Genomic DNA, 21,799 nt, shown 5'->3' with positions numbered 1-21,799 from the left:
CATGATTAAGAATCAAGATATAGTCGTTATTGGCATTCAGGCTTGGGATATTGAGATTGGCAGCAATTGCAAGAACATAGCCTTGGAATTTTCCAAAAACAACCGGGTTCTCTATGTAAATCCCCCCTTGGATAGGGCAACATTACGAAGGGAAAAAAATACGGAAAAGGTTCAAAAAAGAATTCGCATTCGCAATGGAGAGGAAAATGGACTGGTGCAAATTGAAGATAAGCTTTGGAATCTTTATCCAGAGTCCATGACGGAATCCATCAATTGGATTCCCTTTCACGGTCTATTTAAAATATTGAATCGAAGAAATTCCAAAGTTTTTTCAAGGGATATCCAAAATGCCATGGATGAACTTGGTTTTAAGGACATCTTACTTTTTAATGACAGTTCTATGTTTTTGGGACTGCATTTGAAGGAGTTCCTTTCTCCAAAAAGCTATACCTACTACATGAGGGACTACCTCATAAAGGTGCCCTATTGGCAGAGGCATGGGGAACGTATTGAGCCCAAAATCATCGCAAAAGCCGATACTGTTGTGAACAATTCTACCCTTTATACCGAATATGGGCAACAGTACAACCCCAATAGTTTTATGGTGGGTCAAGGCTGTGATGTTAGCTTGTTCAACGACGAAAAAAACGAAATTCCAATTCCTACGGAATTTGAAACCATTCCAAGGCCAATACTTGGGTATGTAGGCTATTTGACCAGTATGCGCCTCGATTTGGAACTATTGGAATATTTGGCCAAAGAACGAAAAAATTGGAGCATCGTCTTGGTGGGTCCGGAAGATGAGGACTTTCGGAATTCCAATTTGCACGAACTGGACAACGTTTATTTTCTAGGAAGCAAGGATGCCTCCCAACTACCGGCATATGTCAAAGGTTTTGATGTGGCCATGAACCCTCAGGTGGTCAATGATTGGACCATAGGAAATTACCCTCGGAAGATAGACGAATACTTGGCCATGGGGAAACCCACATTGGCCACCAGAACCAAAGCCATGGAAATGTTTGAGGATTACGTGTATCTAGGATCTAGCAAGGTGGAGTACCTGCAATTGGCAGAAAAGGCACTGGCCGAGCATTCAAAGCAATTGGCTGGGAAACGCATCTCCTTTGCTAAAAGCCATACTTGGGAAAATAATGTGTTGGCCATCTATGACGCTATTAAAAAATCTGCATAAAATCAACGTGATGGGCTTAAAGGAAAAGATTAAAAACAACAAAAAACTAAAAACTTTTGTGTATTGGCTTCTAGTACCCAAGAATCAAGCAAGGCCGCGACTTTGGGTACAATGGTTTGTAAATCCGTTTTACCACAAGAAAGGCAAGCGAGCAACCATCCGAAGAAGAACGCGAATGGATGTATTGCCTTGGAACACTTTTGAATTGGGTGCAGATTCCACTATTGAAGATTTTTCTACCATAAATAATGGCGTGGGCGCGGTACAGATAGGAGCCAGGACCCGAATTGGCCTGGGGAATACAATAATTGGTCCCGTAACCATAGGGAATGATGTGCGACTTGCACAAAACGTTGTGCTCTCTGGACTAAACCATAACTACGAAGATATTTCGAAACCCATTCATGCCCAAGGGGTTTCCACTGCACCCATTGTGGTGGAAGAGGAAACCTGGATTGGAGCCAATACCGTTGTGGTTGCAGGGGTCACTATTGGGAAGCACAGCATTGTGGCCGGTGGAAGCGTGGTCACCAAAGATGTGCCAGCCTATTCTGTCGTCGTGGGAAACCCTGCCAGGGTGTTCAAGACCTATAATCTTGAAAGTGGCACTTGGGAAAGGGTTTCACAAAAAAAGTAAGTGGCTGTTTAATCAACCTTTCAACAAAACTCAAATGGAATTTTTACAATATTTTTTCTGGATAGCGCTTTTTATCATCTTTTACTCCTATTTGGGCTATGGAATTCTTCTCTTTTTGATTATCAAAATCAGAAGAGCCTTTGGTCTTGGCAAACCCTTCAAGGGCAACGAGGATTATGAACCTCATGTGACTTTGTTCGTTAGCGCCTTCAATGAAAAAGATTATTTGGACCGGAAGGTTAAGAATTCCCAAAGCTTAAACTATCCGAAGGAAAAAGTTACCCAAATATGGGTCACCGACGGCTCTGATGATGGCACTCCGGACTTGCTTCGGCAATATACTGATGTGGAAGTCTACCACAGGGATGAAAGAGCAGGAAAAATCGCTGCAATGAATCGTGGTATGGACTTTATAAAGACCCCTATTGTAATTTTTTCTGACGCCAACACCGATTTGGGCAAAAACTCCATCAGGGAAATTGTGCGTTTGTTCCGTAATCCGAAAGTGGGATGTGTTTCGGGGGAAAAAAGAATTTATTCCAAAGAAGCCGATAGTGCTGCAGGTGCCGGAGAGGGCATGTATTGGAAGTATGAATCCCAATTAAAGAAATGGGATGCAGAACTGTACTCGGTGGTTGGTGCGGCAGGCGAACTTTTTGCTATCAGAACCGAACTATGGCAGGAAGTGGAGCCTGATACGCTGTTGGATGATTTCATGATTTCCTTACGTGTGGTCATGAAAGGATATACCATTCAATATAATCCCGAGGCCTATGCCATTGAAACAGCCTCTGCCAATGTAAAGGAGGAATTAAAGCGGAAAGTGCGGATATCGGCCGGAGGTATTCAATCCGTGGTGCGATTGAGAAGCTTGTTGAATGTCTTCAAGTATGGCACACTTTCATTTCAATATGTTTCGCATCGCGTTTTGCGTTGGACGTTGACACCTTTATTGCTCTTACTTTTGATTCCTGCCAACTTTATACTGGCCTTAAATGAGGGGCTTTATTCCTTTGGAATTTTCAGCACTCTTTTCTGGTGTCAGATGGTGTTTTATGGTGCAGCTTTATTGGGATGGTTCTTGGAGCACCGACATATACGATTAAAGGTGTTGTTCATCCCTTATTACTTCTTCATCATGAACCTATCCGTTTTTTTAGGTTTTGGAAGATATCTCAAGGGCAACCAATCTGTGAATTGGGAAAGAGCCAAGAGGGACGTAGGAACAGAGGTAGTGGCCTAGACTTTTTCTTTGGCGAGGGGCAAATCAAAATAGAATGTACTGCCCTTGCCCAGTGCACTCTTGATTTTCATAGTTCCCCCATTTTTTTGAACAAAAGTTTGACAGAGCACCAATCCAAGTCCGGTTCCCGGTTCTTTTTCCGTTCCTAACTTGCTGAAATGTTCGTTGGGGTTCAGTATTTTTTGAATGTCCGCCTCCGAAATACCACTCCCATTATCCTGCACTTCAAGAATGATCATTTCACCTTTCAGTTGGGCGTTGATATTTATGGCGCCTTCAACGGGGGTAAATTTAATGGCATTGGAAACCAGATTACGCAATACGGTTTTGATCATGTTATTGTCGGCATAGGCACATACTTCATCAGGCACGTTATTGCTAATGGCTATCTTTTTATGCTCACTGCCCAGTTTTAACAGGCGGATGGTCTGTTCAACCAAATCATGAACGTCGAGTTGCTCAGGTATAATCTGAATTTGATCACTTTCCGACTTGGCCCACCCCAAGAGGTTCTGCAGAAGATTAAGGGCTTCATCCATGGTCTTTAATAGACTAAAGACTGTATCGTCCAAAAACTTTTCGTCCTTGGGGTCGATGATTCCCCTCATAATAAAGTCCATTTTCAGCTTGGCCGCGCTTAAAGGCGACCTCAGATCATGGCCTATTATTGAAAACATCCGATCTTTAAGATCGTTGGATTGCCGCAAATTTTTGGCCTGTTGTTCAATCTGGTTTTTGGCCCGAATCAATTCCACATGGGTATGGATTCGTGCTATAAGCTCTTGCTCGTTAAAGGGCTTGGTCACATAATCTACACCCCCAACTTCAAAGCCTTTTACTTTGTCGCGAACATTGACCTTTCCAGTAAGAAAGATGATGGGAATATCCCGAAATTCGGCATACCCTTTTATCTTCTCACACAATTCAAAACCTTCAATTCGGGGCATGATGACATCCAGAAGAATCAAATCTGGTTTTCTTTCATGTAACAGTTCAAAAAAGTAGTCATCATTACTGGTGCCTATAAATTCGTACTGGTTTCTTTCGAGAATAAACTGAAGCAACTCCAGATTGAGCTGTTCATCATCAACGGCAAGGATATATGGTTTTTCCGTAACTTGGTTCTGCATGTAAATACATAAGACCTTACACGAAAGTAGGAAAAAGATTTTTCTTTGTTACGAATTAACGCTCAATGAATCAAACGAAAGGTTAATTAATTGGTGTGGAAGTGCATTAAACCTATATTATGAACGTCCTGCCAACAAAAATGCGCGATTCACAACATAAATTGAACACGGCTAAAAAGTAGGATTATATTTACAAAATAAGTAATACAAAGCATAATTCTTATGATCAACATCTTAGTTACCGGAGGAGCGGGTTTTATAGGATCTAACTTTCTTCCTTACTATTTAGAAACCCATCAAAATGTGCATTTAGTGAATATAGATGCGTTGACCTATGCCGGTAATCTTGATAACCTAAAAGAAATTGAAAGCCATCCCCGATATACGTTTATCAAAGGGGATATTTGTTACCGAAATTTGGTAGAAAAGATTTTTGAAAAATACGATATACAAGGGGTCATCCACTTTGCGGCCGAGTCACATGTGGACAACTCCATTGCACACCCCGATGCATTTATGCAGACCAATATCATCGGCACCTTCAATCTTATTGATGTGGCCAAAAAATATTGGATGGTGGGTCCAGGGGTATACAAGGAAGCTTACAAAGATTCACGATTTCATCATGTCTCAACAGATGAGGTTTACGGAACTTTGGGAAAGGAAGGTCTCTTCAGTGAGATTACTCCTTATGCGCCCAACAGTCCGTATAGTGCCTCAAAGGCATCCTCTGATTTTATTGTGAGAAGTTACCATCATACCTACGGTATGGATGTGGTTACTACAAACTGCTCCAATAATTACGGACCTAAGCAGCATGATGAAAAATTAATTCCAACCATAATACGAAAAGCGTTGGCCGGGGAAGACATTCCTATTTATGGTGATGGTTCCAATATTCGGGATTGGCTCTATGTGTTAGATCATTGCAAGGGAATAGCCTTGGCTTACGAAAAAGGCACTTCGGGAGAAACCTATAACATTGGTGGCCGCAATGAACGAAACAACCTGTACATTGCCCAAACCGTATGTGATATTTTGGATAAAAAGCATCCAAAGGAGAACAATGCTTCCTATCGCGAACAGATCAAATTTGTGAAGGATAGGGCTGGCCATGATTTTAGGTATGCCATCGATGCTACCAAAATTGAAGGTGAACTGGGATGGAAGGCCGATGAAAACTTTGAAACAGGAATCGAAAAAACCATTGGCTGGTATCTTGAAAAATTCGCACACAATCAGGCTAAAAACTTGGCCTAAGCGTTATTAAACTAAGACTTAGAGGTATTAAACCCATCATATGAAAGGAATAATATTGGCCGGAGGTTCCGGAACACGTTTGCATCCCATCACTCTTGCGGTGAGCAAGCAACTGGTACCCGTATACGACAAACCCATGATTTACTATCCCTTATCCACATTGATTGAATCAGGGATTTGGGAAATATTGATCATTTCCACCCCGCATGATCTTCCACTTTTTAAAAGATTACTGGGAGATGGAAGAAAGTATGGCTGCCGATTTGAATATGCGGTTCAAGAAGAACCCAATGGTTTAGCGGAGGCCTTTTTGATTGGAGAGGAGTTCATTGGGGATGATAAGGTGGCTCTGATTTTAGGGGACAATATCTTTTACGGAACAGGTCTTGAGAAACTTTTACAATCGAACAACGACCCAGATGGAGGTATTATTTATGCCTATCATGTAAATGACCCTGAGCGTTATGGTGTTGTGGAGTTTGATGATGAGGGCATGGTTCTGTCCATTGAAGAAAAACCTAAAGAACCAAAATCGAACTATGCAGTTCCGGGAATCTATTTTTATGACAATGAGGTTGTGGAAATTGCAAAAAACATCAAACCCAGTTCAAGAGGTGAACTCGAAATTACCGACGTGAACCGGGAATATCTCAAAAGAGGTAAGCTAAAAGTGTCCATCATGGATCGAGGAACAGCCTGGTTGGATACCGGTACGTTTCAATCACTTATGCAGGCTTCCCAATTTGTTCAGGTAATTGAAGAACGACAAGGGTTGAAAATAGGAGCAATAGAATCCTCGGCCTATAAAATGGGATTCATTACCAAAAATCAGTTTAAAGCATTGACCGAACCTTTCCTAAAAAGTGGGTATAGTACCCGACTTTTGGAAGTTTTGACCTAGAAAAATATGCAAGTATCAAAAACAGAAATAGTCGGCTGTTACATTATTGAACCCAAGGTGTTTGAAGACAAGCGGGGCTGTTTTTTTGAGAGTTACAACCAAGAAAAATTTGAGCAGCTCACTGGAGCCAAGCCCTTTTTTGTTCAGGATAATGAATCCTTTTCTTCCAAGGGAGTTTTGAGGGGCCTTCATTTTCAAAAAGGAGACCATGCGCAGGCCAAGTTGGTACGTGTGCTTGAAGGGCAGGTCTTGGATGTGGCGGTGGATATTCGGCCCGATTCCAAAACCTTTGGGAAGGTGGTTACGACCTTACTTTCATCAAAAAACAAAAAACAAATGTTTGTTCCCCGTGGATGCGCCCATGGTTTTGTAACTTTGAGTGACACAGCCACTTTTTTTTACAAGTGTGATAATTTTTACAACGCAGAATCGGAGGGAGGGATAATTTACAATGACCCTACTTTTAATATCGATTGGATATTGGCCGAAGAGGATTTGATCATTTCAGAAAAGGATAAAGTTTTACCTGTTTTTAAAGAAGCAGTTCCCCATTAATTCTTGACTATCAAATTATGAAAATATTGGTTACCGGAGCATCCGGTCAATTAGGAAATACTTTCAAATCCTTGGTTGAAAACAAGCAGGTTGAAGATTTGAACTTTGTTTTTAAGTCCTCCCAAGAACTGGATATCACGGATTTTGAGGCGGTGAGACAAGAGTTGTTGTCCGACAATTATGCCTACTGCATTAACTGTGCGGGCTATACCAATGTTGATCAGGCAGAGACAGAAAAAGATTTGGCTTACAAGGTCAATGTCACTGGCTCCCGAAATCTTGCCCTTAACTGCAATGAAAGTAAAACGGTACTTGTCCATATTTCCACAGATTTCGTTTTTGACGGTTTTCTGAATACACCTTATGTTGAAGAGGATATCGCTCGACCTATTGGGTTTTATGGCGATACCAAGTATAAAGGGGAACGGGCGATCATAAATAATCTTGAGGAGCATTTTATCATTAGAACTTCATGGTTATATTCTGAATTTGGTCACAATTTTATGAAGACCATGGTTCGTTTAGGCAATGAAAAAGATGAGCTTTCTGTGGTGTATGATCAAATAGGAACACCCACCTATGCTTTGGACCTTGCACTGGTAGTTTTGCATATCATCAAAGCCCATAGCATTGATTATGGAGTTTATCACTACAGTAATGAGGGAGTGGCCAGTTGGTATGATTTTGCCAAGGCTATTTTCGAAATTCACAAAATACCTGTCGAGCTTTCACCCATTCTTTCTGAAGCGTATCCCACACCGGCTGAAAGACCAAAATTTAGTGTCCTAGATAAGAGTAAAATAAAAAATGCATTTCATCTTGATATACCTCACTGGAGAGATAGTCTGAAGGTGGCCCTTGCCAAAGAAGCTCTTATAAAGTAGGTAAAATACTACAAATCAATTAGTTACACTTTTTTATCCCGCCTTTTTCGTCGATTGGTTATAGTAAGTGGTCTATACTTCTTGTGCAATCAACCCAAAAAGTACTTAAAGGTTTTGCAGCTACTGTAGTTTTGGATGAGTAATAAATCATCACCAAATCTAGTTGAGCGTATGAAAAGGAAAAGCAAAGCCAAAGTCTATCATGGTTTCCTCATGTTGGACAAAAACAAAGACTGTTGCCAATATTGTGACATTGTAATCGGAAAGGATGAGATAGTTCTCAGCCTACACACTCCTATTGTGCTGTAATCAATTTATATGAAAGTGAATAAAGGGTCGATTTTTGCGCTTCAAACCACGCGCTTAATTGACCCTTCCTTATTAAAGCCCCTTAACTTGCACGTTGTGGAATGAGTCTGCTTGTAATCTGAGCAGTTCCTCAGCTTTCTCTTTTTTGTATCGATACAGCTCTTCCTCGCTTTTGATGTCGGCATACACTTGCTCGTTCAAAGCCCCGTCGGTGGATAGCAGAAGTTTGCGTTGTTCCACCTTTTGGGTGACCCATGTGGCCACAACACTTTCTTGTTCCTCAAACTTATAATCGTATTCCCCTTTTGGAGCCAATAACTTCGCGATAATGGGTGCTGTTTCAATGGCAAGGAACAAAAGAAATATAAAGAAAGATGGAAACCAGGGCAGTTTGCCCAGAGCATTGATACGTGCCATCAAACCATCAAAACCATCAATAATGGGTTGGGAGCTGCTTACCGCGGTGTTGTAATCTGCGCCCAAAGCCGCTATTTGCGCTTCCAAATTTTCTATTTTTTCTCCGTTGGTAGCCTTAAGCTCATTTAGTTCAGCGAGGTAGCCATCATGTTTTTCCCGCTTTTCCTTATATACGGGACCTTTACCCAACAATCCGGTACCAGCTGTGCCTTCTGCCTCGGTAATATAGACATCATACAAAGCATTGGTCTCTGCCTCTTTTGCCTGAATCTCATTTTTAAGATTGGCAATTTCTTGATTGAGACCTTCAATTTTTGGGGTGTATTGCAAGGCCAATTGTTCCTTGTTTGCCAAGGTCATTGCATTTTTTTCTTCAAGAAGAACTTGGTCAATTTCCTTCTGAAAAATTTTCATTTCCAAGGGTTTGGAAATCACCACGGCAATGATCATTGCCAGAATAATACGAGGGGTTGCTTGCAAAAGCTCACTTTTAAAGCTATCCCTTTTCTTAATGGTAGAAACGATATAGCGGTCCAGATTGAAAATCAACAAGCCCCAAATGAGACCAAAAAAGATGGAGGTATAAATATTGTCGAAAACGGTGTAGAGCGCATATCCACTTGCAATAAATGCCATTACGGCCGTGAAAAATACCGTAGCACCTATGCCGGCATATTTGTTGCGTTCCCCGTTGGAACAAGTATCTAAAATGTGGGTGTCCGCTCCCGAGCAGAAAATAAAAAAGCGTTGTAACATGATAGTGTTCGTTTGGTTCTGATAGACTATTAGAACGCGATGTTGATGAATTTGTTACACCAATACCTTCAAAACCATCAATTTAACGTTTGTTTATAAACTCAATACCTGGATTTGGAGCAGATGATCTATCCTTGTTTTTCCAAAACCAGAAAACTCCAAAATAATTGATATCGTGTAACTTAGGTTACCAATTTTGGCTGAAAATTGGCGTAACTTAATGTTATAAAATTAAAGGCCATGACAACAACGGTAGTAATTGGTGGAAATTTTGCGGGAATGACCGCCGCTTTGGAAATCAAACGAAAAGGAAAGAAGGACCATAAGGTCATTGTAATTGACAAGTCACCTCTTTTTCTGTTTATTCCTTCACTCATTTGGGTCCCATTTGGGAGAAGACAGATGAAGGACATTTCTTTTAGGAAAGATGAAATCTTTAGGAAAAAGGGTGTTGAATTTGTGCAGACTGAAGCCCTGAGCGTTGACCCAGCCCATAATATTGTAAAAACAAAGAATGGTGATTTCGCATATGATCATTTGGTTATAGCGACAGGTCCGAAAGTAGACTACGAGGTAGCGCCAGGAGTAAGGGAACACGCGTATTATATAGGAACACCAAAAGGCGCTATGAAGACCAAAAAGGCGCTGGAAGAGTTTAAGAAAAATCCGGGACCGGTAGTTATCGGGGCCACCCAAAGTGCCGGTTGTATGGGTGCCGCGTATGAATTTTTGTTCAACATTGAGAAATGGCTCCGGGAAGAAAAAATCCGTAAGAAGGTTGATCTCTATTGGATTACGCCCGAAACGTACCTAGGTCATTTTGGTATTGATGGTATGCCTGGAGGAGAGACCATGCTGAAGTCGTTTATGAAAATGTTCAACATCCATTATCGAACAGAAGTCGGGGTAAGCGAGGTCTACAAGGATGGAATCAAGCTTACTTCTGGTGAGGTGTTGCCCAGTTCTTTCACCATGCTGATGCCTCCTTTTGTAGGGGTTGATTTTGTGACCAATTCACCCGCTCTTAATCCGACGAGTAATGGTTACCTTCCTGTGGGTGAGGATTACCGGCATCAAGATTGGCCTAACGTTTGGGCCGCAGGCATAGCCGTTCAGGTAGATTTGCCATTTAAACCAGGGAAAGTGCCCTTCTCAGGTCCGAAAACGGGATACCCTTCCGATGAAACCGGAAAAATTGTGGCCGAGAACATCATTAGGGTAACCAAGGGAAAAACTAAGTTGAGAAAGAAAGCTTGGGGAAAAATTCCTGGAATCTGTGTGATGGATGCGGGTAAAAAAGAGGTCATAATTTTGAGCGACCATCTCTTTAAACCACGAAAATTTGCCATAATGATACCGAATATATTTTACGATTTTTCCAAAGTTCTATTTGAAAAATATTTTATGTGGAAAACCCGAAATGGGTATTCACAATTACCTTGATTGTTGATTGATTGAAAAAACTCCGCTGGTATCCAAGCGGAGTTTTTTTTTGATTATCCTTTAGTAAGTTCAGTGTAGTACTTGTAGAAGAATGGTATGGTCTCAATGCCCTTCAAAAAATTCCAGACCCCAAAGTGCTCATTGGGAGAGTGGATGGCATCACTGTCCAGCCCAAAGCCCATTAAAATGGTCTTACTGCCCAAAACCTCTTCGAAGAGGGCCACAATAGGAATACTGCCTCCTGTGCGCTCAGGAACAGGCTTCTTTCCAAAGGTGGTTTCATAAGCTTTTGCCGCTGCTTGATATCCTACGCTGTTCGTTCGGGTTACGTAGGGTAGCCCGCCGTGATGGGGATTCACCTTGACTTTAACTCCAGCTGGGGCTATCGACTCAAAATGTTTTGTGAAAAGTTCGGTAATCTCGTCGGGATCTTGGTCAGGAACCAAACGCATGGAAATTTTGGCAAAGGCCTTACTGGCAATTACGGTTTTGGCACCCTCGCCGGTATAACCTCCCCAAATTCCGTTCACATCCAAAGTAGGCCGGATGGAATAACGCTCGGGAGTGCGATAACCTTTTTCTCCGTAAACATCCCCAATATCCAAAGCTTGTTTGTATGCTTCTAAATCAAAAGGAGCTTCTGCCATTTCTGCTCTTTCGGCATCTGTGAGCTCTTCTACTTTATCATAAAAACCAGGAATGGTAATATGATTGTTTTCATCGTGCAATGAAGCAATCATTTTACTGAGCACATTTATGGGATTGGGCACCGCTCCACCATAAATTCCCGAATGAAGATCTCGATTGGGTCCGGTCACCTCTACTTCCACATAACTCAAACCGCGTAAACCGGTGGTAATGGAAGGAATATCATTGGCAACCATGCCTGTATCAGAAATCAAAATAATATCATTATCGAGCTTTTCTTTATGGTCATTCAAAAAATCAGCTAAACTATCACTGCCCACTTCTTCCTCCCCTTCGATCATGAATTTCACATTGCAAGGCAATTGGTCATTCTTGATCATAAATTCCACGGCCTTTACATGCATGAAGAATTGCCCTTTGTCATCACAGGCACCCCTGGCAAAAATTGCCCCATTGGGATGCAGTTCCGTTTCTTTGATTACGGGTTCAAAAGGAGGGGATTCCCACAATTCCATGGGATCTGGTGGTTGAACATCATAGTGTCCATAAACTAGAATCGTAGGAAGGTTGGAATCAATGATTTTTTCGCCATAGACCACGGGGTACCCTTTGGTCTCGCATATTTCAGTGTTATCGCAACCTGCATCCATCAAGGACTGTTGAACGGTTTCCGCCGTCTTGAGCACGTCCTCCGAAAAGGCAGAATCTGCACTAATGGAAGGAATTTTTAATAAGTCAATGAGTTCGTTGATGAATCGATCTTTGTGGGTATTGATGTAGTCTTTGATTTGTTCCATGGAGATGTTAAAATGGACACTAAATGTACAAAAAACAAGTTTTTAAAGGGGGTGGATTTGCAAATCGGAAAATTGATTTATATTTGCATCCCGATTTCAATCGGTACCTAGGCGGATGTGGTGGAACTGGTAGACACGCTAGACTTAGGATCTAGTGCCGCAAGGCGTGGGGGTTCGACTCCCTTCATCCGCACAAAAACGATTTTAATTGTAACCAAGAAGCCCTTCAATTTTGAAGGGTTTTTTTGTTTAGGTAGTGGTGGGATGAGTTTAAAAAGGTGTATGGGTTTACCTGGTTGAGGCCTCACCTTCATGTTTGAAAAACGCGATTATTCAAGATAGCAAAAAGAAGGTATAAATCTTTCTCGATATCATGTGTTTGGTTAGTTTAGCGCAAAACCCATGTTTATGGTTGTTAGACTTTGGCTTAGAACATTTTTTCTGTTAGGATTTTTTTGCCATTCCCAAGAATACTTTGAGGGAGAATTGCTTTATAAGATAGAGTATGAGACGTTGAACAAAAATATTTCGGCTGAGTATATGGCCAAAGAATTTGGGGACTCCTTCACCGCATTTGTTAAGGAGGATAGATATACAATGATATATAACGGTAGCGGATCCAACGGATGGATGAAGATAATTGTTAGGCTCGATGAAGGATACTCTTATACGGAATACGAGAAACTCGATACTATAGCCAAAACCAAATTTGCTCCCGAGACAAGTCCACTATTGTTATTTGAAAGGAACCACAAGGAGAAAAAGGAAGTAATGGGCGAACTTTGTGAATCCGTAACAATTAATGTACTGCCGGGAGAAGATATGTCTTTTGTGAAGGAAATCAGGGGTACCCACTATTTCAGTCCAAAATATCGCTTGAACCCAGAAAAGTACAAAGAATATGGCAATGGGTATTGGAACGACTACGTCAAAGAATCTGGAGCTATCAGTATTAGGAACGAAACAGAATATCAACCCTTTTTTATTAGTACGAGTGTGGCTGTAAACATCGAGGAAATGAAATTGGACGATAGCCTATTTGAACCAAATCCGAATAAGCCAATTAGGCTCGAATAAATAAAAGACTCAGAAAAAACTCCAACAATACGTGTGCGCGTAGTCTTGTGAAGATAGTCTTCCATTCTGTTACTTCGAAAAATAATAATCAATTCAGGAATCCCTACGTCTTTTACTATTGATTCAAGGTCAGATGTGTCAGGTTCGCTATTTTGCACGTAGAGCCGACCCATAGGAACTAGATTGAACTTCCTATGTTTTGGCTATATTATTGTCTAAAAATCTGGAGATTCTATCCTAATCAATTTTTTTACCCACAAAGCTTAGATTTTGGAAGGACATAGTTTGTTTTCGATTCTTGGAATAGGCCTTTCATTTATGGGCCTGTTTGTTTCCATTTATTATTTAACAGGAAAAGGGTTTCGTGATGACGGATACTTTTGGCTTTACATAGTCATTGCTCTTATTGGCCTGGAATTAGGGCATAAGACTTTCTTGCTCTCAAAGACGTTTTATGAAATGCCCTTTCTATATGCTCCAGGAAGGTACTATAACCTAATGCTTTATCCCAGTCTCTTGTTTTTAGTGTGGTCGCTTATGGATTATAGACCCATCAAGAAAAGTTGGCAAGTCTTAATCTTTCTGGTTTTTTCAATCACTGGAATTAGACGCTTGTGGTTGATCTTCTCATTGACCAGGGCGGATAAACTGTCCATTTTGGAAAAGTTCTATGCCGATACAAGGCCTGGCCCCCACGACTATTGGATGAACCTTTCTACCTTAACAAAATCAACTGTGATACCAATTGCAATGCTTGTCATAATTACTTTCTTTTTCTATAAACTTAGTAAAGGACATGAAGGGAAACCCAACAAAAGACTTGCAGTGATTTTGCTTTCCGTAATAGTGGCCTATATTCTTTTTAGTTTTTCCAATAATTTGATATACAAATATTTATATAAGTTGACAAATGTATCCCTTATTGAATGGCCCGTTGACATAGTTTTCCTTTCACTGGTAACAAGTTTCTTGGTCTGTATAGCATTGATGGTCAATTCGGGATCACAATTCTTTCCACCTTTAAAGTACACCTCGAGCGCGTTGGATGAAAAAAGATATCCCGCATTATTGGCTCAAATTATTGAACTTGTAGAAACAGAAAAACTTTATCTGGACCAAAATATTACAGTTAAGAAAATCGCAGATAGATTGATGATCAATTCCAAATATGTCTCACAAGTTCTGAACCACCATAAGGGAACGACCTTTACCAATTTCGTCAATAAGTACCGAATAGAAGAGGCCAAGAAATTAATTGATGGCAGCGAATCCAAGTCACTGACACTTGAAGCCATAGGAAATCGTGCTGGATTCTATTCTAAATCATCATTTATCAAAGCCTTCAAGAGATTAGTAGGAAAGACCCCCGGTCAATACCTTAAAAATAGTAACCCGAACACATTCACGAATCCGTACTAAGTTTCTTGTTTTTGACCCTCTAGCATTAGCCTTATTTTCAATCTTTGGACCAAAACTAACACTGTGCGTATTCTTGCATTTACTTTTTTGGTCTCAATTATGCTAATGGGCTGTAATGGATCTACCATTTGCCAGTCACAATCTGAACCATTACACTCTGAAGATGAATTTGTAGAGTACTATTCAACCATCCCTTTGCGGGAAACCCCTTATCCAAAACCTATGGGGGTTGTTCGTCTTACAAAAGAAATGGCCATAACCAGGAACCATTATGAATTCCTTTACGATTCCATCTTTAGGCTTAAATCAATTACCTTCAAAAATGGCGTTGTTCCCGTTATCCCCAACCATACATCCAATTATTTCTTTACCAGTACTTCTCAAAAGTTCGATTACTCAGAAAATATGGAATATCGGACCTTCTATGACAGATTTGGCAACAGGGTAAATCAAAGAGGGGCACACAGGGAGGTATATGTCCAAGGGGAAGATGGCAGATACGTTGCACTTTGGTTTGAGAACGAGAACGGTAATCGTATTGAGAATGATTGGGGCATTTTTGAATACAAATGGAAAAGGGAAAACGACGGTTCAGTGTTTGAATCGAGAACCAACAAGAAGGGAGAACTAGTATCGATCCGTCCAGGCTTCGAATTTTATGACCTTAAGCTGTACTACAACCCAAATGGCACTATTGCCCTTATGCAAAACGTCTCAAAAGAAGGAACCTTGATAGAAAACAGCAGCGGCGTGGCACAGGACAAACTGCTTTTCGATGTTGAAGGCAGATGGCTTGGATGGATGGTTTTGGATGCAAATGGAAAATTGCGAAAGGGAAATGGGCCCAACGTAGCCAAAGGGATAAACAAAAGTGACTCTTTCGGATACGAAAAATCCATAACATTTGAGGATGTGGACGGATCAAATATTATAAACTCACATGGGTTTTACGGAAGTATTCGTAACTATGACCGGTTTGGCAATTATGCATTGACCCATTTTATTAATGAAAATGGAGAACCGGATATCAATGAACAATCTGGTTATTGTTTTGCCAAATATTCATGGGACAACAGGGGAATCAACAGAACAATGATCGAACTTTTGAATGTCAAGGGAGAACCTGTAGCGCACAAATCCAGAGGATACTCCAAAATCAAGCAGGAATATGATTCGTTGGACAGGTTGACTCAAACAACATTTCTTGGAGTAAAAGGTAATCCCATTGACCGTTTGGACAATGGTATATCCAAGATTCTTTACAGTTACGATGAAAAGAACATGCTTATTTCAACGAAGAGATTTGATAGTAATGGCAACAAAATGGAGTAAACGGAATTCACTGGGAATAATATTGTTCTTGGTTGTTGGATTGACAAATTTGGTCAGAGCCCAGAACGGATTGGGAAAAGTTGACAGTATTCTCCATGGTTACCTGAATAAAGGGGAGTTTATGGGAACAGTTTTAGTCGCAAGGAACGATTCCATTTTGCTCAAGAAAGGCTATGGTTATTCCGATATTGATAAAGGAATACCCAATGACCTAAACACCAAATTTCCAATAGGCTCACTTACGAAATCGTTTGTTGCATGTGCCATTATGCAGCAGGTGGAAACAGGGAAGCTGGATTTGAGCACCCGAATTGGGAACTACATTCCGGAATTGGAAAAGGAAATAGGCAACCTAACCTTGCACTATCTTTTAAAAAATAGCAGCGGCCTACCAGTGCATTTGAACAGGATTACGGATTTGCAATATCGGGATATTTCAAGTCAAGAGTTATTGGACATCATAAATAGGGCTTCTTTGTCCATGAAACCAGGAAGCGGGTACAGTTACTCAAACCTCAACTATCAACTTGCCTCATTGATTTTGGAAAGGGTAACAGGTATCAGCTATGAGAACTATATGTCAGAGAATGTCTTTAGGAAACTGGATATGAACAATACTGGAATAGAGAAAACCCGCTCAATTCCATCTGGCAGGGCAACCGGCTACATCAATGATGACCACTATGAAGCAGCAGATAGAAATTATATGGGCTATGCTAAGGGAAGCGGTGACATGTATTCGACGGTGGGAGATTTATATTTTTGGGATAGGGCTCTTTACAAAAACACTTTTTTGACAAAAGAATCAATTGAGCTGATGTTCGATGGAAATCCTGATGCTTTTGGTGGTTATGGCTATGGTTTTAAGGTCAAGGAATATAAAAGGAATTCTTGCACTAAGCCTACCGGTAAATTGGTCAGACATGGGGGCTCCATGTATGGATTTGTGTGCAACGTTCACAGGTATCTGGATGACAACCTCACAATAATCATACTTGGCAACATTAGGCCATTTCCAATAATGCAGATTACAACAGAAATTGAAAAATCCCTATTGGGAACTTAGTTGCTTTCAATCCCTCAACCCATGTTTCTCCAAAAAAGCATCCATTTCCTTGATTGTGGGATTTTTTAGAAAATCGTCTCCATAAATGACCGTCGGAAATTTGAGCTCGCCATTGTACAAAGCCCGTACTTCTTGGTCGGCCTCGGGTTGGGTCTCTACATTAAAATCCTCAAACTCTACCCAAATGGATTGCAGGTAATTGCGAAGGTTCGCGGACTTGGTGCACCAATTGGTACCATGCAGTTTCAATTTGTTATCCGACATGGCGTTTCGTTTTAAAGGGTTTTAAAAAGGTAGGATGAATATTTTCCGCTTGGGTTACGATAAAAGGAGTGACCGACATCAATAAAATGGACACCGCCAAAAAGATTTGGTAGTTGTTTTTGCTGATGAGTTCATATTCCAATCCGCTTTGGGCCAAAACAAAGGAGAATTCTCCGATTTGTGCAATGGAGAATCCGACGGCCAAAGCAGTTTTCCAATCCAGCTTCATCACTTTTACCGCTAGTATACCAGCCACAGCTTTCACGGCAAGGGTGAAGAAGAACCAAAATACAATCCAACCAAGGTCAGTTGTAAAAATTTTCCAATCAAGTAGCATGCCCATCGAGATAAAAAAGAAGCTCATGAACACATATCGAAAGGGGAGAAAACATGAAATCGCCATACGGTGATACTCGGTTTCCGCAATGATCAGTCCCGCAATAAACGCTCCTAAAGCCAAAGAAAGACCAAGCTCTTCAGTAAGAAGTGCAATACCCGTAACAATAAAGACTAAAGCAATTAAAAACACTTCTTGACTTTGTATTTTCATTACGGTCTTCAAGAAAAAAGGGATGACAAAACGTGCCAACAGATAAGCGATTCCCCCCATCAAAACCAGTTTGCCCAATAGCCAAAGTAGAGCTTCCATGGGGCTGGTGTCCCCTGCACCTGCCAAAATGGGTGTGAACAACATCAGGGGCACTATCATAATATCTTGAAAAAGGAGTACAGCCAGAATAAATTTTCCGTGTTGGGTTGTAATTTTATTGGTGTCCTGAAGCACTTTTACCACAATGGCGGTACTGCTCAAGGCATACAGGAATCCCCAAAAAATACTTTCCTCCACCGAAGGTCGCATCAGTAGCCAAATTAAGCCTGCCGTGAGCAAAATGGTAAGAAATACCTGGGAGGCTCCCCCAATCAATACATAGTTCTTGATGCGCTTCAAATTGCTGAACGAAAATTCAAGCCCTACCGTAAACAACAGAAGAATAATGCCAATCTCAGCGTAAACATCAACCTCCTCCATATCTGCAAAATATTGACTCGTGTTGGGACTTAGCAATACCCCTGTGATGAGGTAGCCAATAATGTATCTGATTTTAAGGAATTTGCATATGACAATTACCGCTGTCGCCACGCCAAAAATGGCAAATAGGTTAAGAAGAACATGGTGCTGCATGCGTTGGTTTTTAGGTGATGTTAAGTTACAAATATTCAGTTGTCCTTAAAACACAAGCAGGGTGACAAAAAGAAAAATAGTAAGACCAGATCCCTAATTGTACCAACAATGATTTTTAAGTGGAAGTTCGTTATCTTTCAATGAGTAAAGCGAGATCTATCCCATCCTAAAATTTTTGTATACAAATGACTTATGAACTAACAGATTTTCCTCAATTTGAAGAGGTTCCCCAGGAACAATTGGATTGGTTGACGGAGCATTTGGAAATCGTCGAAATTCCAAAAGGGGGCTATCTATTTGAAAAAGGCAGCCCCATAGATCATTTGACCCTTGTATTCGAAGGAGATTTTGAGCTATACTTTCAGCAAAACAATAGCCGAAAATCCTTTGGAAGAATCAGAAAACATGACATTTCAGGTTTGTTGCCTTATTCGAGGGCAAAAAATGCAGGTGGTTTTGCGGTTGCAATCCAACCTGCTGTAATCGGTACATTGAATCGAGAGAAGCTCCATGAGTTGATTGGCAAGTATTACGAGTTGACCGAAGTGCTGGTTCATGAAATGAACAATCGCATCCGGAACATCACCCAAATTGAGGTACAAAACGAAAAACTCATCGCTTTAGGGAAACTATCGGCCGGATTGGCCCATGAACTGAATAATCCCGCGTCAGCCATGGTTCGAAGTGCTTCACTGTTGCAACAGCATCTAAAGGGATTACCAGCAGATTTCAAAAAGGTGATCAAAATTCGTGCTGATGATGAGGCGATAGATAAAATTAACCAGTTCATGTATCAAAAACTGGAGGAAAAGTCTAGCGAACTCTCGATGTTGGAACAAAATACCTTGGAAGACGATTTATACGATTGGTTTTCTGAATGCAGCTTGGAGGATAGGTATGATTTGGTACCCCTGTTGGTCGAGTATCAGTTCAATACAGATGATTTGCTCTTTGTGAAATCCTGTTTACGCGATGAAGATTTTAATCCTGTACTGAAATGGATCGTTCAAAACATGACGACTCATAAAACCGTGACCGATATCAAAGAAGCCTCCTCCCGCATTGAGACCTTGGTGCAATCGGTAAAGACGTATTCGTATATGGATCAAAGCCTGGATTTCCAAATGGTGGACATCCACACAGGAATCAAGAGTACGTTGAATGTCTTGAATCATAAAATCACCAAGGTGGGGCACAAGATTACGACCGAGTTTGATGAAAACGTACCTCAAATCCATGGGTTGCCAGGGGAGCTAAACCAAGTGTGGACCAATTTAATTGACAATGCTATCGATGCCCTTCCCAAAGAGGGCGGAGAATTGAAGGTAAAAACCAAGGCTGCTGGAAGTTTTGTGTATGTATTTGTGGAAGATAACGGGCATGGGATTTCGGAGGAACATCTAACTCGCATTTTCGAGCCCTTTTTTACTACCAAGGAGATAGGAAAAGGAACAGGTTTGGGTCTGGATGTCGCCATGAAAATCATCAAACAGCACAATGGTCAGCTTAAGGTAACCTCCCAACCGGGAAAAACTATTTTTGAGGTTTGCCTGCCCATTAATCATAATATTGAAGAAGAAAACACGTGAAAAAACCAATCATACTTGCTGTCGACGACGATGCACAAGTTCTGGCAGCCATCCGGGGGGATATTCGAACCCGGTATCGGAATGATTATCGCATCATGGCAACCACTTCAGCCAATGAAGCTTTGGAAGCTCTAAAGGAATTAAAGAACAAAGGTGAGGAAGTGGCTTTGTTTCTCTCTGATCAACGAATGCCCGAAATGCTGGGTGTTGATTTTTTGGAAAAGGCCCTAACGTTTTACCCGCAAGCCAAGCGGGTGTTGCTTACCGCTTATTCCGATACGGATGCGGCCATTAAGGCGATCAATGAGGTGCAGTTGGATTACTACCTCTTGAAACCTTGGAATCCGCCAGAAGAGAAATTGTATCCCGTTATTGATGATGTTCTGCAAGATTGGTTGGCCCATTACTCACCGCCATTTTCTGGATTGCGAATCGTGGGATATCAATTTTCACCCAACACCCATAACATCAAGGATTTTTTGGCAGGAAATATGTTTCCTTACCAATTTTTGAATGTAGAAAACGATGATACGGCCAAAGAGTTGGTAGAAAGCAATCAACTCGATTCGAAACATCTTCCGGCCGTTTTTTTTGAAGACGGAAGTGTTTTAAAAAATCCAAGCCTGACCGACATTGCCCAAAAACTGGGATTGAATGTAAAAGCTCGGGAAGAACTGTACGACGTAATTATTGTTGGAGCCGGACCAGCCGGACTGGCAGCAGCTGTTTACGGCGGAAGTGAAGGGCTCAAAACCCTTTTGATTGACCGAAAGGCACCAGGAGGTCAAGCTGGAACAAGTTCACGTATCGAAAACTATTTGGGTTTCCCCAAAGGATTGAGTGGTTCAGATTTGGCCCGAAGGGCCATTACCCAAGCGACCCGCTTTGGTATTGAGTTTCTTTCTCCTGTTGAGGTTACCAAAATTGATTTGCAAGATTCCTATAAGACCATCACACTTTCAGATGGAAGCCATTTGAAAAGTAAGGCTGTGGTCATTGCCACGGGGGTGGATTATCGAAAATTACCAAACAAGGGTATGGACGGTCTTACAGGAGCAGGGGTATATTATGGTGCCGCCACCACCGAGGCGCATACCTGTAAGGATGGCAACGTTTACATCGTTGGAGGGGGAAATAGTGCGGGTCAGGGGGCTATGTACTTATCCAAATATGCGAAAAAGGTAAACATCGTAATTCGAAGGGATTCTTTGGAGAGTACAATGAGCTCTTATTTGATTGATCAAATCGATAATACGGAAAACATTGAGCTGATCCCACATTCCGAAATCATAGAAGCACAGGGCGAATCCCGATTGGAAAATGTTGTTCTTAAAAACAACAAATCTGGAGAAGAAAAGGAGTTTGAAGCACGTGCTATTTTTATCTTCATCGGAGCGAGACCCTATACTGATTGGACCGGAGATAAGTTTCTTAAAGATGGAAAAGGATTCTTGATGACCGGTCGTGCTATCTTGGATAATGAAGCTGGGCCAATATATTGGAAACAGAACAAGCCTCCCTATTTGCTGGAGACCAGCGTGCCAGGAGTTTTTGCCGCAGGCGATGTCCGCAGTGGAGCCATGAACCGGGTCGCCTCCGCGGTTGGAGAGGGTTCCATGTCCATCAGTTTGGTGCACAAATATTTGAATGAGAACTAACCATTTTTTTGTGCGTTTTTGGGAGAAGATTTTGTT

The 21,799-nt window shown here is 41.3% G+C and carries 19 protein-coding genes and 1 tRNA gene; 15 read left to right on the top strand and 5 right to left on the bottom strand.

All coding sequences use genetic code 11. The features are described 5' to 3' along the window. Position 1 precedes the first annotated feature (1 nt). The 3 genes from EW142_RS10700 to EW142_RS10690 are packed head-to-tail and all read left to right on the top strand — an operon-like array spanning position 2 to position 3,075. Positions 2–1,195 carry a glycosyltransferase gene (locus tag EW142_RS10700; protein WP_130613700.1) on the top strand — a complete coding sequence of 398 codons (1,194 nt, stop codon included), beginning with the start codon at positions 2–4 and terminating at the stop codon, positions 1,193–1,195. Then, positions 1,170–1,832 carry an acyltransferase gene (locus tag EW142_RS10695; protein ID WP_240740199.1) on the top strand — a complete coding sequence of 221 codons (663 nt, stop codon included), beginning with the start codon at positions 1,170–1,172 and terminating at the stop codon, positions 1,830–1,832. Before EW142_RS10700 ends, EW142_RS10695 begins: the two co-directional genes overlap by 26 nt. A gap of 34 nt (positions 1,833–1,866) precedes the next feature. Continuing rightward, entirely contained in the window at positions 1,867–3,075 is a 1,209-nt protein-coding gene (locus EW142_RS10690) for a glycosyltransferase family 2 protein (protein WP_130613698.1), read from the top strand. Here EW142_RS10690 and EW142_RS10685 read toward each other — a convergent pair. After that, positions 3,072–4,205 carry a hybrid sensor histidine kinase/response regulator gene (locus EW142_RS10685; protein WP_130613696.1) on the bottom strand — a complete coding sequence of 378 codons (1,134 nt, stop codon included), beginning with the start codon at positions 4,203–4,205 and terminating at the stop codon, positions 3,072–3,074. The genes EW142_RS10690 and EW142_RS10685 overlap by 4 nt on opposite strands. Before the next feature lie 222 nt (positions 4,206–4,427). Here EW142_RS10685 and rfbB point away from each other — a divergent pair, with 222 nt between their 5' ends. The 4 genes from rfbB to rfbD are packed head-to-tail and all read left to right on the top strand — an operon-like array spanning position 4,428 to position 7,805. Further along, positions 4,428–5,465, top strand: a complete 1,038-nt coding sequence (gene rfbB, locus EW142_RS10680; protein ID WP_130613694.1) for a dTDP-glucose 4,6-dehydratase — start codon at positions 4,428–4,430, stop codon at positions 5,463–5,465. 40 nt (positions 5,466–5,505) lie between these two features. Next, positions 5,506–6,366, top strand: coding sequence for a glucose-1-phosphate thymidylyltransferase RfbA (gene rfbA, locus EW142_RS10675; protein ID WP_130613692.1), 861 nt, complete (start codon positions 5,506–5,508; stop codon positions 6,364–6,366). Positions 6,367–6,372: 6 nt separating this feature from the next. Beyond that, on the top strand, positions 6,373–6,921 hold the full coding sequence (rfbC, locus tag EW142_RS10670) for a dTDP-4-dehydrorhamnose 3,5-epimerase (protein ID WP_130613690.1): 549 nt from the start codon (positions 6,373–6,375) through the stop codon (positions 6,919–6,921). A 17-nt stretch (positions 6,922–6,938) separates the two neighbouring features. Then, a complete protein-coding gene (gene rfbD, locus EW142_RS10665) occupies positions 6,939–7,805 on the top strand; it encodes a dTDP-4-dehydrorhamnose reductase (protein WP_130613688.1) in 867 nt (288 codons plus the stop codon). Between the two features lie 381 nt (positions 7,806–8,186). Here the strand turns inward: rfbD and EW142_RS10660 are convergent, their stop codons facing one another. Beyond that, positions 8,187–9,287 (bottom strand): DUF4407 domain-containing protein, encoded by a 1,101-nt coding sequence (locus tag EW142_RS10660; protein WP_130613686.1) that lies wholly within the window; start codon positions 9,285–9,287, stop codon positions 8,187–8,189. 240 nt (positions 9,288–9,527) lie between these two features. On the opposite strand from EW142_RS10660, the gene EW142_RS10655 reads away from it, so the two are divergent. Continuing rightward, positions 9,528–10,730 carry an NAD(P)/FAD-dependent oxidoreductase gene (locus EW142_RS10655; protein WP_130613684.1) on the top strand — a complete coding sequence of 401 codons (1,203 nt, stop codon included), beginning with the start codon at positions 9,528–9,530 and terminating at the stop codon, positions 10,728–10,730. Positions 10,731–10,783: 53 nt separating this feature from the next. On the opposite strand, the gene EW142_RS10650 is transcribed toward EW142_RS10655, so the two are convergent. Further along, a complete protein-coding gene (locus tag EW142_RS10650; protein WP_130613682.1) occupies positions 10,784–12,175 on the bottom strand; it encodes a dipeptidase in 1,392 nt (463 codons plus the stop codon). Positions 12,176–12,286: 111 nt separating this feature from the next. Between EW142_RS10650 and EW142_RS10645 the strand changes: the two genes are divergently transcribed. The 5 genes from EW142_RS10645 (at position 12,287) to EW142_RS10625 (ending at position 17,069) form a co-directional block, all read left to right on the top strand. Beyond that, positions 12,287–12,368 (top strand) — tRNA-Leu (locus EW142_RS10645). A 215-nt stretch (positions 12,369–12,583) separates the two neighbouring features. Then, positions 12,584–13,252: a hypothetical protein gene (locus EW142_RS10640; RefSeq protein ID WP_130613680.1), complete on the top strand. Its 669-nt coding sequence runs from the start codon at positions 12,584–12,586 to the stop codon at positions 13,250–13,252. 270 nt (positions 13,253–13,522) lie between these two features. After that, on the top strand, positions 13,523–14,671 hold the full coding sequence (locus tag EW142_RS10635) for a helix-turn-helix domain-containing protein (RefSeq protein WP_130613678.1): 1,149 nt from the start codon (positions 13,523–13,525) through the stop codon (positions 14,669–14,671). 63 nt (positions 14,672–14,734) lie between these two features. Then, positions 14,735–16,003: a hypothetical protein gene (locus EW142_RS10630; protein ID WP_130613676.1), complete on the top strand. Its 1,269-nt coding sequence runs from the start codon at positions 14,735–14,737 to the stop codon at positions 16,001–16,003. Continuing rightward, positions 15,984–17,069, top strand: a complete 1,086-nt coding sequence (locus EW142_RS10625) for a serine hydrolase domain-containing protein (protein WP_165395259.1) — start codon at positions 15,984–15,986, stop codon at positions 17,067–17,069. Before EW142_RS10630 ends, EW142_RS10625 begins: the two co-directional genes overlap by 20 nt. Before the next feature lie 6 nt (positions 17,070–17,075). On the opposite strand, the gene EW142_RS10620 is transcribed toward EW142_RS10625, so the two are convergent. Beyond that, the gene (locus EW142_RS10620) at positions 17,076–17,333 is read right to left on the bottom strand and encodes a glutaredoxin family protein (RefSeq protein WP_130613672.1); all 258 of its coding nucleotides are present in this window, start codon (positions 17,331–17,333) and stop codon (positions 17,076–17,078) included. After that, positions 17,323–18,516, bottom strand: coding sequence for a cation:proton antiporter (locus tag EW142_RS10615; protein WP_130613671.1), 1,194 nt, complete (start codon positions 18,514–18,516; stop codon positions 17,323–17,325). Before EW142_RS10615 ends, EW142_RS10620 begins: the two co-directional genes overlap by 11 nt. Before the next feature lie 185 nt (positions 18,517–18,701). On the opposite strand from EW142_RS10615, the gene EW142_RS10610 reads away from it, so the two are divergent. Then, positions 18,702–20,105: an ATP-binding protein gene (locus tag EW142_RS10610; protein WP_130613669.1), complete on the top strand. Its 1,404-nt coding sequence runs from the start codon at positions 18,702–18,704 to the stop codon at positions 20,103–20,105. Then, a complete protein-coding gene (locus EW142_RS10605) occupies positions 20,102–21,763 on the top strand; it encodes an FAD-dependent oxidoreductase (protein ID WP_130613667.1) in 1,662 nt (553 codons plus the stop codon). The genes EW142_RS10610 and EW142_RS10605 overlap by 4 nt, the downstream gene beginning before the upstream one ends. Positions 21,764–21,799: the final 36 nt, after the last annotated feature.

Source organism: Flagellimonas allohymeniacidonis, assembly GCF_004296335.1.
Classification (GTDB): Bacteria; Bacteroidota; Bacteroidia; order Flavobacteriales; family Flavobacteriaceae; genus Flagellimonas; species Flagellimonas allohymeniacidonis.
This window is presented reverse-complemented; position numbering and strand designations above follow the sequence as displayed.